Here is a 15,275-nt window from a genome sequence, read left to right on the forward strand (position 1 = left end):
ATTGGTCAAGGATTAGCACAAACAAAAACTGGTGGTAAGTATCATTTACAAATGAAAAAATGTATGCTATTTTTTATAGCCTTTGCCTGTTATGGACTAGTGACTTCACAAGATACGGATGCAGAATTGTTTTTTAATGATGGAACCTCCATCGAGGGGTACGGCATGCTTCATAAAACTGATAAAATCAAATTTCGTATTTCCCTAGATGACAAACCGGATATATGGACAAAACTAATGGTCAAAAAGATAACTTTCTATGGCTTCAATATGAGCACTACTTTTGAATACGTGCAATTAAAACCTGATAAACCTGCAACACTAGTAGAAGTACTTGTATATGAAAACACAAAATTATTCTCTGATGTAACCACGTATTATTTTTATGCAAATCACGGAATGACGAACGGTTTGCCAACATCAAGATCACGACAACAATTTTCAATTTCGAAAATTTATATTCAAAAAGAGGGAGATGAGTTTCCGGTAGCCTTGACAGGTAATTTTAGGAGAAAAGTAAAAGAATATTTTTCTGATTGTACTGGACTGGTTAATAAGGTGAATAGTGGGGAGTTCAGAAAATCTACGGTAAAGGATATGATTTATTACTATAATGATTTTTATACGGAATAAGTAGTTGCTAATAGTATGCTAAGAAGTAAAAATTTTAATACAAATAAACGAGTTTTTTAATTCGTAGATAACAGTACAGGAAAAAAACCAAGAATACTTTGAATACCGGTAAAAGAATGTAGCTAGCCTTGGTTAACACCGCAAGTATTTTTAAAGTTGCGTTTATCATCTAAATAACTACTATTGAAACTATTAATTCAAAATCCACGTTAATTTACCTATCTTTATAAAGCACTCAGTCAAAACAATATAAATTATGGTTGTAAACGTTAAACCGCCAACATCCTTTTGGATTGTGGCTACCTTTGCGCTTTTGTGGAATATCATAGAAATCTATTTTAGTTCCTTTGAGCTAGACATGCTACAAGAAAATATGACTACTGAGGAATTTGATAGTATGCAGTCCATCCCTTTTTGGTATATAGTTATATTTTTGATCGCCCTATTCTCGGAAATGCTTGGTAGTTTTATGCTTTTTATGAGACGAAAGGTTGCCACTGTCTTCTTTGCAATTGCATTGATAACTTTACTTTTTATTGAATTTTATTGGCTGTTTTTTTTCGACATTAAAAAAACTTCTATTGTATTTTCTATTGTTATACCTATGATGGTTATTGGGATCGCAGCTTTTCTTTATTATTATAGTAAAAAAGCTGCTAAAAAAGGTTGGCTTAAGTAGACAAGGATTAATCAAAATCGAGTGTTTCAATGAAGGCAATTTATAACCCAGATAGTATAAATGTTATGTTTATGGATTGATACTTTTGATATTAATTAATAGAATACAAACAAAAAATGACTCAAACAGCGCGTCCAAAAATTCAAATATCATTAACTAATTTGGATAAAAGTATCGAAGTGGTAGCGGCTATCCTATTGATGATAATTTGGATATTGCCTTTATCAACGTATCCTGATTTACCAGAGATAATACCGATTCATTATAATGGGTTAGGAAAAGCAGATGAGTTTGGTCACAAAGGGAATATTTTTTTAGGTCCGAGTCTGGCATTGATATGCTATATTGGGATAATGCTATTGGTTAGAAAACCACACATTTTCAATTATCCTAAGACAATCACAAACGAAAATGCTTTAAAAAACTATACGCTGGCAACACGATTAATACGGGTGGTTAAATTGACTATTGTAGTTGTTTTTACTTTAGTTGTTCTAACAACTTTACAAAAAGCAACAGGAACTATCGATGATCTTGGGGCTTGGCTTTTTCCGGTATCACTTGGAGTCATGTTTATTTCGATAGCTTACTTTTTGCTTAAGATCATAAAGACGAATTGATAAAATTTCTGGTCTTTCAGATGTTTAAGATCAAGATAAGGTTTCCAGTGTTTGAGCTCTCCTTTTATTCCACTTCATGTTTCCCATTCCCTTCTTTTTCTTTTTACAAAGACTTTGATAAAATATCTGTTTCAAAAAAAATCGGTAGTTTAGTACTACTTAAAACCAAAATATCCACTGATTCTGATTATAAACTTTTCATCTCTTGTTGCTAGCATTGCTAAAATAGAAGACTAGACCATTTAGCTAATTGAAGAAGCCATTGGTAGTAAGCAATTAAGTTTGAACAGATGTCATGATCCTTAGGTTTTTACAAATTTGAATGTTATGATAAAAGAGATGTACATACAATTGACGCCCTCAATCATTTGTTTTTTAATCATACTAACTAATTATAAAAGAAGGAAAGAATGGACAAATTAACTCAGTTTTTCAACGAACTGTTGACCAATACAGAAGCATTCAATCATTTTAATTCCGGTGCTACAGAAGGCGAAATTACCAATAATCGAAAACGCATGTTACATGCAGCCGGAGTTGAACATTCAGAAGAGATTATTACAATGTCTGCTCAAGATCTGCAAAAGTTTATGGAGAAAGAGTTGTTTCCAAAATCCGGTGAGGTAATGAAAACAACCATATCCGGGTTAATTATCCAACAAATGTTAGCACATCCCGAACGGACGGCAATTATTGATGGTAATACCAATATTGAGTACAAGGACCTTATGAAACGGGCTAGTGAAGTGGCAGGAGAGCTCAATAATCGTAAGGTAGTACCGGGATCATTAGTTGGGGTGTGCATGACTCGTACCTGGGAACTTGTTGCTACACTTATTGGAGTGATGCAAGCAGGATGTGCTTATGTACCTTTGGATCCAGCATACCCGCAAGATCGAGTGCAATATATGTTAGAACATTCTCGTGCGGTAGCAGCCATTGTTGATACGGATAAGGCAGCAGCCCTTTGTAAAGGTGTACGTGAACTGCTATGGATTAATTCAGTTGGATCTTATACGGATGCTACAATTCGACCCTCTGCAAATGATTTGGCTTATGTCATCTATACCTCAGGATCAACAGGGCGCCCAAAAGGAGTAGCTGTAGAACATAAAAACGTTGTTGCCATGCGTCAGTCCATGCGTGAGAAATTTAGTGATGAAGAACTAAAAGGTGTATTTGCCGGAGCTTCGGTTTGTTTTGATACTTCGGTGATGGAAATTATGGGAACCTTATCACTTGGTGGTACCATTATCCTTGCAAAAAATGCGCTTGAGCTGACCACGCTTCCTGCGGCGGATCAGTTGAGAACTGTTGTAATCGTTGCCTCGGCACTGCAAGCACTATTAACTACTAAAACATTGCCCAAGGGATTACGATGCTTAGTTTTTGGAGGCGAGGCGCTCAAACGCTCAGTGGTAGAACAGGTATACGCTTTAGCACCGAATCTACGTATCTTAAATGCTTATGGTCCTACTGAAGACACGGTATATTCAACCCTGGCCGAGGTTCCTTCGGGAGTTAAAATAGTTACGATAGGCAAGTCGGTAGCGAACTCTCGTGCATATATTTTGGACGATGCTATGCAACCAGTTCCTGTCGGAGAGGCCGGTGAATTGTACCTTGCAGGAAGCAAGCTTGCACGCGGATATTTATATGATGAGGAGCTAACGAAAGAACGTTTTATAGAAAGGGAACCTTGTGATCTGATACCGGACAATCGATTATATAAAACCGGAGATTTGTGTCGCTGGACAGAAAATAAAGAAATTGAATTTCTGGGTAGAGTTGATCAACAAGTAAAGATCAGAGGTTTTAGAATAGAGCTTGAAGAAATTGAGTCGGCACTTGAGTCAATGGAGGGTGTTGACGCTGCAGCTGCAGCTGCCGTAGATGGTGGTATAGGTCAAAAAATATTGGTAGTCTACGTGGTAAGTCGGGATGCAGCGGTAACTGAAGTAAAAGTCAAATCCTATTTATCAGAACGCCTACCCAAGTACATGGTACCTCAAGTTGTAAGACACTTAGAATCTTTACCGTTTTTACCCAATGACAAACTCGATCGTAAGAAACTCGTGAGCATGGAAACAGAGGTACGGATAGAAGATGTTGTAGAGAAAGTTACATCAGGAGAACATACAGCAAATGGCACAGGTAAACTGGTACAACAATTTATAGGCTCCAAAGATAATCAGCAAGCAGCCATCCTGTCAATCATTCAGAATGAACTGGCTTCAATCCTAAATTTTGGTGATCCCAAGGATGTTGTGCCAGACGATGCATTTGAAAACATGGGTCTCGACTCACTGAGTACCTTAGAGTTTAGTAGTCGACTTAGCAAAGTGTTAGGGCAGGAGGTGTCAGCTCAAAAGATTTTTGAATATACTACCCCAAACACGTTAGCAAATTATATTATTACTACGGCAGGAAGTGGTCCTGATAATCATTTAGCAAATAAACGACCTAAGGTGGTTCGGGATACGCTTGCCAGTTTCCAAATTAATATTCAGTCCAGTCATCCAACATTTCAGGCTGCGAATGCCCCCTCATGGAGTGCTAATGATAAAAGCAAGCTGGTTCAGGAGTTTATGCACTTGGTAAATAATAATCGCAGAAATCCTTATGGGAAAGTATTACAAACGGGTAGTGCGGCCAGAGGGACCATAGGGGACTCCTATACTAATGAAAAGCAGGAAGCTATTATCTGGTCGACCAATCTTTATTTTGGTTTGAACCGGGATCCACAAATTATCGAGGAAGCTTCAAATGCCTTAGCGCGTTACGGCACCGGAATGGGTATTTCGGCGGCAGCGACTGGTATGACTACTCAACATCTGGAGTTTGAGAAAGAGTTTGCCGATTTAGTAGGGAAACCTAGTGCATGCTTGTTTCCTACCGGATATACAGCTAATCTGGGAGCGATTTCTGGTCTTCTTGGACAAAACGATGTCGTTGTGATCGATCAACTCTGTCATGCATCCATTGTTGATGGCGCTCGTCTAAGCGGTGCAACTATGAGAACGTTTAAGCATAATAATGCATCTGATCTTGCGGCTGTCCTTGAATCAGAAGTGTCACCCTATCGCACAGTTCTGGTAGTGTTAGAAAGCGTATATAGTATGGGGGAAGGTACTGCACCGGTTGCAGAAATAGTGCGTACCGCTAAAAAATATGATGCACTTGTGTTAGTGGACGAAGCCCATTCTTTTGGTTTTTATGGTGAGAATGGAGCCGGAGTATGTGCTGCGCAAGGTGTCACTAAAGAGGTGGATTTTATTATGACGACGCTTAGTAAAGCGTTGGGAAGTATTGGAGGCGTTATAGCGGCTAGCCAGCAGCACATTGATCTTTTGAAATCATCCTCCAGAGCGTATATCTTTCAAGCTTCTATTAGTCCTGCAGACATAGCAGCAGGACTCGCTTCATTACGACGTCTACGCTCTGATGATACGTTACGTAAGCAATTATGGGACACGACACGCTATATGCGCGAGCAATTTGAAGAAGCAGGCTATGATCTGGGAACCGGAGACGGTCCTATTGTCACACCTCATTTTGGAGACAAAGATAAGTTATATGCAATAGTGCAAGGCTTATATGAACGTGGTGTTCAAACATTAGCAGTTACGTATCCCATAGTTGAAATCGGACGAGGGCGCTTGAGATTTATTTGCTCGGCATCCCATACGCGTGATGATATAGACAAAACGGTAAAAGCGCTTATCGAAGCAGAACGTGAAGTAGAGGAACAATTTGAAGAAAAAAAGGATAAGAAAAAGGATATTACTATTAAAAGCGCTGATTTAGTAGTCTGGGCCGATGCGTTTACAGACTTTCTAAAAAAATCGATAGCTGAGGTAACTGTTTCTACTCCAAATCTTGCTATAGCTGTTAGTGTTTCTGGGCAATCTGAGCCTATCACTATTTTGGTAAAAGATGGAGAAGTAGTATTAAATGGGCAAAGAAGTTGTGATATATCTTATTGTTCAATGCTTCTTACAGATAAGCAAACAGTAACTGCTTTGCAGTCCTCAGACGTTCAAGGATTACTCAATAGCATTTGCGAGGGAACTTGTGTGCTAAAAGGGCAAGTAGAACCTTTTATATGGTTTATTGCACGAATGGTGGAGCAGCGTGAGAGCGTTCATGCTGTTCTAGAATAAAAAGATCAGAAGCGATTTTTTTGTTAGATCCAAGGTCCCTTCTTCCCCAAATTTCTTTGTGGGAGAAGGGTCATGATGTATAATGTATGAAATGAGGAAAAGGGTGCTCCCTCATGTATCATTCTTAACTGTGAATCGTATCATTTTCGTATCTTATCGTCTAATCATTTGCCAGAAACAATCTCGATTCATTACAACGGATTAGGAAAATCAGATGAGTTTGGAGTGATAAATGGATACAGTTGAATTATAGAATAGATAAATTAGCAATGAAGAAAAAACTACTTATCCAACTATGCCTGTTGATCTGCACTTACTCATTTGGGCAGGAGGGAAAGGTTATTGATGCGATTCGGGAAAAGTTTCAAAAATGGCAACCAGTTGTTAAAGATGAATTGAAAACTTCATCTAAATTTTACCACTATGTTTGGGGGGAGAATTATCGAAATGATGAATGGTGTAGTAGTGAAACATATGATGAGGATAAGCTTCTATGTCAAATCGCGAGTGTTATTGAAGACATCAACTTAGGAACCTATGTTCATTATGACAACTACTCAATATCTGGGGATTGGTACATTAGCTCTGATTACTATTTTAATAAGGATAATAACCTTTATTTTGTATTTTGGAGAATGAATACTTATCAGGCAGAGGAACCTTTAACTGTGGAAAAGAGACTTTATTTCAATTTTGATGGAGAGCCGATAAGAACTATTCAGACTAAATATAAGATGAATACAATTAGCAAATCAAATGCTAGTTTTGCAGACCAAAACGTTGAATATGAATCCCAACTGAATCGAATGGGGTTTTATAATACATGGAAAAACAAATAACTATATTTTGTAAGTCTCATAGTAGGTTGACACGCAAAAATTATTATCATAAAATCAACAACATGATCCATCTAATCGTTGGCAATACAGGCTCAGGAAAAACCACCTATGCGGCTGAGTTAAAACAGAAAACAAAGGGTATTGTTTTTTCGATTGACAAATGGAACAATACACTGTTTCTTGCCGATAAAAAGCCAGAAGATGGTTTAGACTGGTTTCTGGAGCGGATTGAGAGAGCAGAGCGTATCATGATGAATTTGATCGAACAATTAGAAGCGGCCAACACAGATTCAATTCTCGATTTGGGTTTATCAAAATTTAAGCACCGAGAAAAATTCGGAACCTTTGCGAGCGATAAAGGGTATGAGGTACAGCTTCATTTTTTAGATATATCAAAAGAAACACGCCTGAGTAGGGTACTGCAACGAAACGAAGAAAAAGGTGCTACCTTTGAATTCGAAGTAAGTACAGAAAATTTTGATTTTATGGAAGATTGGTTTGAAAGGCCAAGTAAAACTGAAATGAAAGATGGGATCCTCATTACCGAATAAGCACCCATAAACAAAGCATTTACAAAACGTTATTGAGATAAACTAGGTAATCATCTCCATACTGTGTGGAATGTCAGAAATCTTCATGGCTTTTAAATAATAAGAGATATCTTTATCTTGTTTTTGAAAAAGTAAAAGGATACTACCATCACGATGTGTTAATGATATATTATTGTGGCAGTGCTAAATCGACCCTTGATGAATACTACCGAAGATGCCTTGAAAGAACGTATTAAGGAGCTCACCTGCTTATACGAAGTTTCTTCTATTATTGTAAATGCCGATGCCGGGCAAATGACCGAAACACTACAGGCTATTGCGTTCAGTCTTAAAAAAGGATTTCAATATCCCAAAGAGACCGAAATAGCAATATCAACTGCCATGAATTCTATAGAAACCGGCAATATTACTATGCCACTGAGTGTTTCTGCAAAAATCAACGTATTTAATAAACCAAATGGCGAAATCATTGCTTCGCTTAAAGACGATAAAAGTTCGTTTTTAAAAGAAGAAAAACAGCTACTTGACAGCGTTGCCTTAAAAATTGGTAACCTGTTAGAACGTATCGAGATGCAACAAAATGAAACCTTGCTTAAGCGAAAAATGGAACATGCCGACAGACTTTCTATTTTAGGAGAACTAACCGCAGGGATCGCTCACGAACTCAATACACCACTTGCTAATATTTTAGGGTTTGCAGAGCTTTTAAAAGACGATTTTAAGAATGATATAAAGGTTGCCGATGATCTTGATAAAATTATTCAAAATTCAATTTTTTCACGTGAGGTAGTTAAAAAGCTAATGTTTTTTGCCTGTGAGATGCCGCAGGAGATGCAACAAGTAAATATTGTCCCAAGCATTAAAAATGCGATTGCACTACTTGATGCTACCTTCAGAAAAGAAGCAGTTAAATATATTGTAAAAATAGAGGAAGAAACCTTATGGTTAAAAGCAGACACCGTCCAACTCACGCAAATTATTTTTAACTTGATTATTAACGCTATTTACTTTTCACCCAAAAAGGGAGTTGTTACCATTGAAGCTTTTCAATCTAAAAATGATATCATATTAAAAATTTCGGATGAAGGACCGGGGTTATCAGAAGAAGCGAAGGTTAAAGTATTTCAACCGTTCTTTTCTACTAAACCTACGGGTGATGGCTCTGGATTGGGGTTGAGCGTTGTCCACGGAATTGTTACGAGTCACAAAGGCTCCATTTCAGTAGAAAATAATAAAGGAAAAGGTGCTACCTTTACCGTAAAACTTCCTAAATCTTAATTAATTTAGTCAATCGATGCAGCTGAAACAGGAAAACATATTAATTGTAGATGATGATATCAATATCTTAGAGCTATTACAGCGCCATTTGCAATCCTGGAACTATCATACTTATAAGGCCGTATCGGTAAAAGAAGCGGTTCAGATTTTACGTGATACTAAGATTGATTTACTTGTTACAGATTTGAAAATGCCGGAAATCGATGGATTTGAATTGATCAAATTTGTTTCCGAACATTATCCCAAATTACCTAAACTAGTTGTGACCGGCTATCCTTCAGTGCAAGATTCACTGGCGGCTATTAAGTCAGGTGTCGTGGAGTATCTAACTAAACCTTTTACTAAGAATGAGTTAAAAAAGGCGATAGATAAATCTATGAGCACTCATACAAGCGCTACTACAGATACCGCTTTCGCAGAAGTAGGAGCGGAAACTAAAAAAAGTAAAGCCTATAGTGAGATCATAGGCAACTCAGAAAAGATTAGGGAGGTCATTCAAATTATTGAGCGTGTTAAGGATAATAAAGCCACGATTTTTATCAAAGGGGAAAGCGGTACAGGTAAAGAACTGGTAGCGCGTGCCATTCATTATCAAGGTAAATTCTCAAGAGCACCTTTTATTGCAGTAAACTGTGGTGGGATTCCTGAAAACTTGTTAGAGGCTGAATTATTTGGTTACACTAAAGGTGCCTTCACTGGAGCAGAAAAAAATCGGCACGGTTTCTTTCAGGCTGCTAATGGTGGAACTATTTTTCTCGATGAGATAGGAAATGCCTCAACTGCAGTACAATCTCGATTATTGCGTGTACTTCAGGAAAAAGAAGTAGTAAAAGTAGGCTCCCAAAAAGCGGAAAAAGTTGATATACGAATCATTGCCGCTACCAATAGCGATCTAAAGGAGATGATTAAAAAAGAAACTTTTAGAGAAGATCTATATTATCGACTTACGGTGGTAGAAATAGAGGTTGCACCTCTTAGAGAACGGAAAGCAGACATAAATTTATTAGTAGATAAATTCTTGTTTAAATATGGGGTTGAATATAAAGATGGCTTTGTAAAAATAAGTCCAGAGGCTTCGGCTATTTTAGAACGGTATGACTGGCCGGGGAATATACGTGAGCTCGAAAATGTGATTCAGCGAGCAGTGATCATGTGTGACAAAATAATTAATGTGAAACATCTACCGGATTCGTTAAAATTAAACCTTGAATTTCCCGAAGATTCATTACTTCCACTGAAAGAAATGGAAAAGCGTTATATTCAAAAAGTACTTCGTGTTACCAATAATAATAAAACTAAAGCTGCCGAAATTCTAGGTATAGATCGTAAAACGATACGTCTAAAGCTTTCAGAATAGTCATGATTTTCGGTACAAATTGCACCAACCGGGTAATTTTGTACCGATACTAATTAATTTCCTATCATTTCAAAAAGTCTATAATCCCTTGCTATATAAGGGATTTCTTGTTTCTATCTGTTTTTGGGTATGCTGGTGGCATGCACATTGCCTTTTAGTAGATGAAATAACAGTTAAGACTATGAAAACAAACCCATTTAATATTTGTCCTACGTGCGTCTATAATGAAACGTGTGTGCTAACCACCGAGAAAAGTCAAGTATGGTCGTGTAGTGAATACGATGAAGAGACTACCCAATCACATAATTTTCAAGAGCCGGTATCAATAAAATCCGAAAGTCAGCAAGAAATGGTAATGACTTAAAAGTAACTTTAAAATTACACGCTATGAATTCACAAGCAATAGTAACGACTAAGACTTCTCAAAAGTCCGAAATCAGGAAACGTAGAAGTAAGTATATCACAGAAAAGTATCACGAGAGAAGCATCGTTAACCGACTTTTCAAATAATAATAATAAGCATAGACCCCAAAAAACAAAAATTATGACAGCAATAACAGTAGAACTCAATAATAAAATCAAAAAAGCACCGGTAAGAGGTATGATGGAGAATGTGATGGAGCAATTTAACAGTGCTGCAGATCACATTGATTTACATCCTAATATTCGCAAGATACTAAGTATTACCAACAATGAAATCATTGTCCATTTTCCGGTAAAAATGGACAATGGCGAAGTTGAAATTTTTACAGGTTATCGCGTACAGCATAACAATGCTTTAGGTCCATATAAAGGTGGATTGCGTTATCATCCAACGGTGGATATTGATGCTGCAAGAGCCCTGGCCATGTGGATGACCTGGAAAACTTCGCTAGCTGGTTTGCCGTATGGTGGTGGTAAAGGCGGTATCCAACTGGATCCCTCCAACTATTCTCAAGGAGAGTTAGAACGTATTACACGAAGGTTCACCTATGCACTTGCCGATAATATTGGACCGGAGCATGATATACCAGCCCCCGATGTGAATACAAACAGCCAGACCATGGCATGGATTGCAGATACCTATATGAGTACGCGCCCGCCAGCTGAGCGTACCGCAAATCAACATGTGGTAACCGGAAAACCGGAAGGTAGTGGCGGACTTGAAGGTCGCGATCGTGCCACAGGTTATGGCGTGTTTCTAAATATAAAGTTTTGGGCAGAACGTACTAATGAGGCATTGTATGACAAAAAGTTTAGTGTACAGGGCTTTGGTAATGTGGGCTATTGGGCAGCTTATTTCTTAGAAAAAGAAGGCGCAAAATTAGTAGCGGCACAAGATGCTTTTGGAAGTATTGAAAACCAAACAGGTATTAGTGTAGAAAACCTTTTGAACTATAACAAGGCAAACAATGGAAGCATTGTTGATTTTCCGGAAGCTTCTGAGATAGCTAAAGAAAGTTTTTTTGAAACGGATTGTGATATCTGTATCCCAGCAGCACTGGGTAACCAGATTACCAAAGACAATGCTCCAAAAATAAAAGCGAAATTAATTGCAGAGGGAGCCAATGGACCTACAAATGGTGATGGTGAGAAAATTCTATTAGAACGTGGTATAACGGTTATTCCCGATATTCTATGTAATTCAGGAGGTGTTGTAGCTAGTTATTTTGAGTGGTTACAAAACCGTAATGGAGAGTTATGGCAACTGGATGAAGTCATGGCAAAGCTTGATAAGAAGATGAAAGAATCTTTTGATAAAGTTTTTGAATATTCTGAGCGTGAGGGTATGGACATGCGAACCGCTGCTTATTGTATTGCGATCAGACGTATTGAAAAAGCATATGTACAGCGAGGGATTTTTCCATAAGTAATAATTATTTAAAAGAAAGAGAAATGAAGTATGGCAGTTTAATAATAGAGAAAAAAGAGTATGTATACTTAAAACGTATACTTAATATTTCGGAGTATGTTGAAGATTTTCAGACGCAAAAGTCGTTAATCCGATTGGGTGAGGAGTTGAAAAATGCGCTTATCGTAGATGAAGATGACATACCCAAGGATATCGTGCGGTTTACGAGTCACGTAACAGTGCGCTCAGAGATAGGATGGGAGAAAACGATACAAATCGTAATTCCGGCAGAGAAAGATGCAAAAAACGATAAAATATCAGTTCTCAGACCCATGGGCGCTGCACTCTTCGGCTATGCTGAAGGGGATAGTATGACGTGGGATTTTCTTACCGGAAAACAGCAACTTAAGATTGTTTCGGTCATTCAAATGGAAGATCAAAAAATAAATGTAACAACTTGAAAAATATAAGAATGGAAGCTTCAAATACAGAAATATACAATCATGATAATGATTTGGATGTAACCCATAAAATTAATACCATAGAGTTAAAGAACTGGATCAACCATTTACAATATATCAATAAGGAGTTGAACAATTTGATCAGTCTTTGCTCAGAAGAGCTGAATGGCAAATTGAAAGATGAAAGTGTGCTTGATAAATTTAAAAAAAAGGAGACAGAAAATGATCATCTGCTCAATGCATTTAGTGCCTATATGCTCTCCAGAGAAAAAATAACAGAATGTGAGGATACTAAGTGTGATATGGTCTTTATTACAGAGCACGAAAGTTATCGAAGAAGTTATTTATATCATTTGGATAAATATAGAAGACTAAAGGATGAATTCTTCATTAAAGTACAAGGCCAGCAACTCACCTTGTTAAATAGATCATCTTAATCCACGAAAATCGAAAGAATGAATAACGCATCATTGGCTTATAAAGTTGATACTCATAGGCGGCTATGTATAAGAAAAGATGCCATTGAATTAAATCAGTGGATGGACATGTTGGAAAACATTAACACAGAACTTGATGTTATAATTCGTATTGAAAAAAAGTTTTTGAATAACCCAACCTTCGTTTCAAACATTAAAGGATTACGAAGAACGAATACATTGAATATGGGGACGTTATGTCAGTATGAGCAACAATTAAAAAAAGAATATGAATATGGAACTCAAGAATATGATGTTACCCGGGCAAAAGAACATGAAAAGAGAAGAGAGGTTTATCTTCAGTCGATACAAGATTTCCAGAAATTAAAATTGCGTTTATATCAACAGTTGTCTGATGTTTCATGTAGATAAAAGGCATAATAGAGAAATGCTATCAACAGGGTATGGACTAAAAATACAGTGTTTTTTTATACAATTAGTACATCTCGATACCATGATAGTGATGAATTGAAAAAGGAATCTTAATTCCGTTTGGGAGTAAGATTCCTTTTCTTATATTATCCAGGTCAAGCTTCAAAATTTCATTCTATATTACGCTCTACGTAACGAATAATATGATTAGCAATATCTTTGCCTGTGGCACCTTCGATTCCCTCTAATCCCGGTGAGGAGTTTACCTCCAGAATTAGTGGTCCACGTTCAGACTGTAACATGTCAACCCCGGCAATGCCAAGTCCCATAGCACGTGCAGCTTTGAGCGCTGCATTTTCTTCTTCTTCGGTAAGTTCGATAATATTAGCACTGCCACCTCGATGTAAATTGGATCTAAATTCGCCTTCTTTCCCTTGTCGCTTCATCGCACCCACTACGACACCGTCGACTATAAATACTCTTAAATCGGCACCTTTAGCCTCTTTGATGAATTCTTGCACGATAACCCGTGCTTGTAATCCATTAAAAGCTTCTAAAATGGATTCGGCAGAATTTTGATTATCAGCGAGTACTACGCCTAAGCCTTGTGTTCCTTCCAAAAGTTTTATCACTAGCGGAGCTCCACCGGCACGTTCGACAATTTGTGTAACGTCTTTAGAGTAATTGCTGAAAATTGTTTTAGGTAATCCTAAACCTGCTCGTGATAGAATTTGTAGACTTCTCAGTTTGTCCCGGGATCGCACCAGTGCCTGAGATTCTGTAGCGGTAAAGACTTTCATCATTTCAAATTGACGTACTACAGCTGTGCCGTAAAATGTGATGGAGGCTCCGATTCGTGGAATGACACCATCCACATTCGTGATCTCTTTTCCTTTATATATTATTGAAGGTTTCTTTTTTTCAATGACTAAATTACATTGTGAGTGATCGATAACCACCATCTCGTGGCCTTTCTTTTCTCCGGCTTCGACAAGTCGCTTAGTTGAATACAATTTGGGGTTTTGTGACAGGATAACGATTTTCATTGTTTGAATTTTAAATTGGTTTATAAAAAATAGAATATATGTTGATACTGAGCTAGTTGCATCATATCCTAGTTCAGTATCCTAGAATATGGAGTAACGCAATTTTGAGCAGGTTGGCTGTATTTCAGCTTGCCGTATGATGGGTGGGATACGGTTAGAAAAGTTAGATAAAAAATCTGTGATCTGGGAGCTATTAGATGAAATAATTTTTTGAATATACACGAGCTTAAAAAAACAGAATATTAGTGAGAGCAAATAAAGCCATGGTGAGTAAAAAGCTTTTTAGTTAAGCGTATAGGGAGATATTTGAGGTAAAGAAGATCGTAATTTTAAGAAAAAATGAGTCTTACGTTAAACATTTTATAAGCTCGCTATAAAAGCATTGAGGAAACATTGGAAAGTGCCTATTTTAGAGATGACAAAATAAAATATAACATTATGAAAGTACAAGCATACCTATCATTTAGAGGCGAATGTCAAGAGGCATTTAATTTTTACAAAGGCATATTAGGAGGGGATATCGTAAATCGCGAGACCTGGCAGAATAAAGATCAAGATATCCCAGAGCATTATCGTAATAAATTACAACATGCAGAATTAAAAGGAAAAGGATTTCATTTTATGGGATATGATGTAGCTCCTGATACCCCTTTGAATTCTGGAAATTCGGTGTGTATGAGTATTGATTATGATAATGAGAAAGAAGCCAAAGAGGCGTTTGATGCGTTAAGCGCGAAGGGACAGGTAAACACGCCCTTTCAAGAAACATCATGGGATGCACACTATGGCAGATGCACAGACCAATACGGTATACAATGGATGGTGAATGCTAAATAATTAAACTTTGCCCAAAAATTAAAAAAAGTCATCTTTATGGACTGAACCCCAAAAGTTGGACGGTTAAACAAAATTTAATTTTGGAAATGAGCTCGATATTGTATCGGGCTCATTCCATTTAGAGTCAAAGAT

Annotated in this window: 16 protein-coding genes; 15 read left to right on the top strand and 1 reads right to left on the bottom strand. The window is 37.3% G+C overall.

The window, feature by feature from the left end; all coding sequences use genetic code 11:
- Positions 1-63: 63 nt before the first annotated feature.
- From BD809_RS09685 to BD809_RS09745, 14 genes are all read left to right on the top strand, one after another.
- Positions 64-633 (top strand): hypothetical protein, encoded by a 570-nt coding sequence (locus BD809_RS09685; RefSeq protein WP_148782762.1) that lies wholly within the window; start codon positions 64-66, stop codon positions 631-633.
- A gap of 256 nt (positions 634-889) precedes the next feature.
- Positions 890-1,312 carry a hypothetical protein gene (locus tag BD809_RS09690; RefSeq protein WP_148782763.1) on the top strand — a complete coding sequence of 141 codons (423 nt, stop codon included), beginning with the start codon at positions 890-892 and terminating at the stop codon, positions 1,310-1,312.
- 116 nt (positions 1,313-1,428) lie between these two features.
- Entirely contained in the window at positions 1,429-1,932 is a 504-nt protein-coding gene (locus BD809_RS09695) for a DUF1648 domain-containing protein (protein ID WP_148782764.1), read from the top strand.
- Positions 1,933-2,342: 410 nt separating this feature from the next.
- Positions 2,343-6,095, top strand: a complete 3,753-nt coding sequence (locus BD809_RS09700) for an amino acid adenylation domain-containing protein (RefSeq protein WP_148782765.1) — start codon at positions 2,343-2,345, stop codon at positions 6,093-6,095.
- Positions 6,096-6,364: 269 nt separating this feature from the next.
- Entirely contained in the window at positions 6,365-6,934 is a 570-nt protein-coding gene (locus tag BD809_RS09705; protein WP_148782766.1) for a hypothetical protein, read from the top strand.
- The gene (locus BD809_RS09710; RefSeq protein ID WP_148782767.1) at positions 6,919-7,485 is read left to right on the top strand and encodes an AAA family ATPase; all 567 of its coding nucleotides are present in this window, start codon (positions 6,919-6,921) and stop codon (positions 7,483-7,485) included. The genes BD809_RS09705 and BD809_RS09710 overlap by 16 nt, the downstream gene beginning before the upstream one ends.
- A 198-nt stretch (positions 7,486-7,683) precedes the next feature.
- Positions 7,684-8,763: a sensor histidine kinase gene (locus tag BD809_RS09715; RefSeq protein ID WP_148782768.1), complete on the top strand. Its 1,080-nt coding sequence runs from the start codon at positions 7,684-7,686 to the stop codon at positions 8,761-8,763.
- 16 nt (positions 8,764-8,779) lie between these two features.
- A complete protein-coding gene (locus tag BD809_RS09720; protein ID WP_148782769.1) occupies positions 8,780-10,120 on the top strand; it encodes a sigma-54-dependent transcriptional regulator in 1,341 nt (446 codons plus the stop codon).
- A gap of 181 nt (positions 10,121-10,301) precedes the next feature.
- The gene (locus BD809_RS09725; protein ID WP_148782770.1) at positions 10,302-10,484 is read left to right on the top strand and encodes a hypothetical protein; all 183 of its coding nucleotides are present in this window, start codon (positions 10,302-10,304) and stop codon (positions 10,482-10,484) included.
- A 23-nt stretch (positions 10,485-10,507) separates the two neighbouring features.
- The gene (locus BD809_RS15965) at positions 10,508-10,630 is read left to right on the top strand and encodes a hypothetical protein (RefSeq protein ID WP_262712886.1); all 123 of its coding nucleotides are present in this window, start codon (positions 10,508-10,510) and stop codon (positions 10,628-10,630) included.
- Positions 10,631-10,664: 34 nt separating this feature from the next.
- Positions 10,665-11,969: a Glu/Leu/Phe/Val family dehydrogenase gene (locus BD809_RS09730; RefSeq protein ID WP_148782771.1), complete on the top strand. Its 1,305-nt coding sequence runs from the start codon at positions 10,665-10,667 to the stop codon at positions 11,967-11,969.
- A 26-nt stretch (positions 11,970-11,995) separates the two neighbouring features.
- On the top strand, positions 11,996-12,412 hold the full coding sequence (locus BD809_RS09735; protein ID WP_148782772.1) for a GreA/GreB family elongation factor: 417 nt from the start codon (positions 11,996-11,998) through the stop codon (positions 12,410-12,412).
- Entirely contained in the window at positions 12,409-12,849 is a 441-nt protein-coding gene (locus BD809_RS09740) for a hypothetical protein (RefSeq protein ID WP_246131497.1), read from the top strand. The genes BD809_RS09735 and BD809_RS09740 overlap by 4 nt, the downstream gene beginning before the upstream one ends.
- A gap of 18 nt (positions 12,850-12,867) precedes the next feature.
- Positions 12,868-13,260 (top strand): hypothetical protein, encoded by a 393-nt coding sequence (locus BD809_RS09745; protein ID WP_148782773.1) that lies wholly within the window; start codon positions 12,868-12,870, stop codon positions 13,258-13,260.
- A 170-nt stretch (positions 13,261-13,430) separates the two neighbouring features.
- Here the strand turns inward: BD809_RS09745 and rimK are convergent, their stop codons facing one another.
- On the bottom strand, positions 13,431-14,306 hold the full coding sequence (gene rimK / locus BD809_RS09750) for a 30S ribosomal protein S6--L-glutamate ligase (protein ID WP_148782774.1): 876 nt from the start codon (positions 14,304-14,306) through the stop codon (positions 13,431-13,433).
- 438 nt (positions 14,307-14,744) lie between these two features.
- Here rimK and BD809_RS09755 point away from each other — a divergent pair, with 438 nt between their 5' ends.
- A complete protein-coding gene (locus BD809_RS09755; protein WP_148782775.1) occupies positions 14,745-15,143 on the top strand; it encodes a VOC family protein in 399 nt (132 codons plus the stop codon).
- The last annotated feature ends 132 nt before the right edge of the window (positions 15,144-15,275 follow it).

The sequence above is a fragment of the Aquimarina intermedia genome (genome assembly GCF_008124785.1).
GTDB classification, from domain to species: domain Bacteria; phylum Bacteroidota; class Bacteroidia; order Flavobacteriales; family Flavobacteriaceae; genus Aquimarina; species Aquimarina intermedia.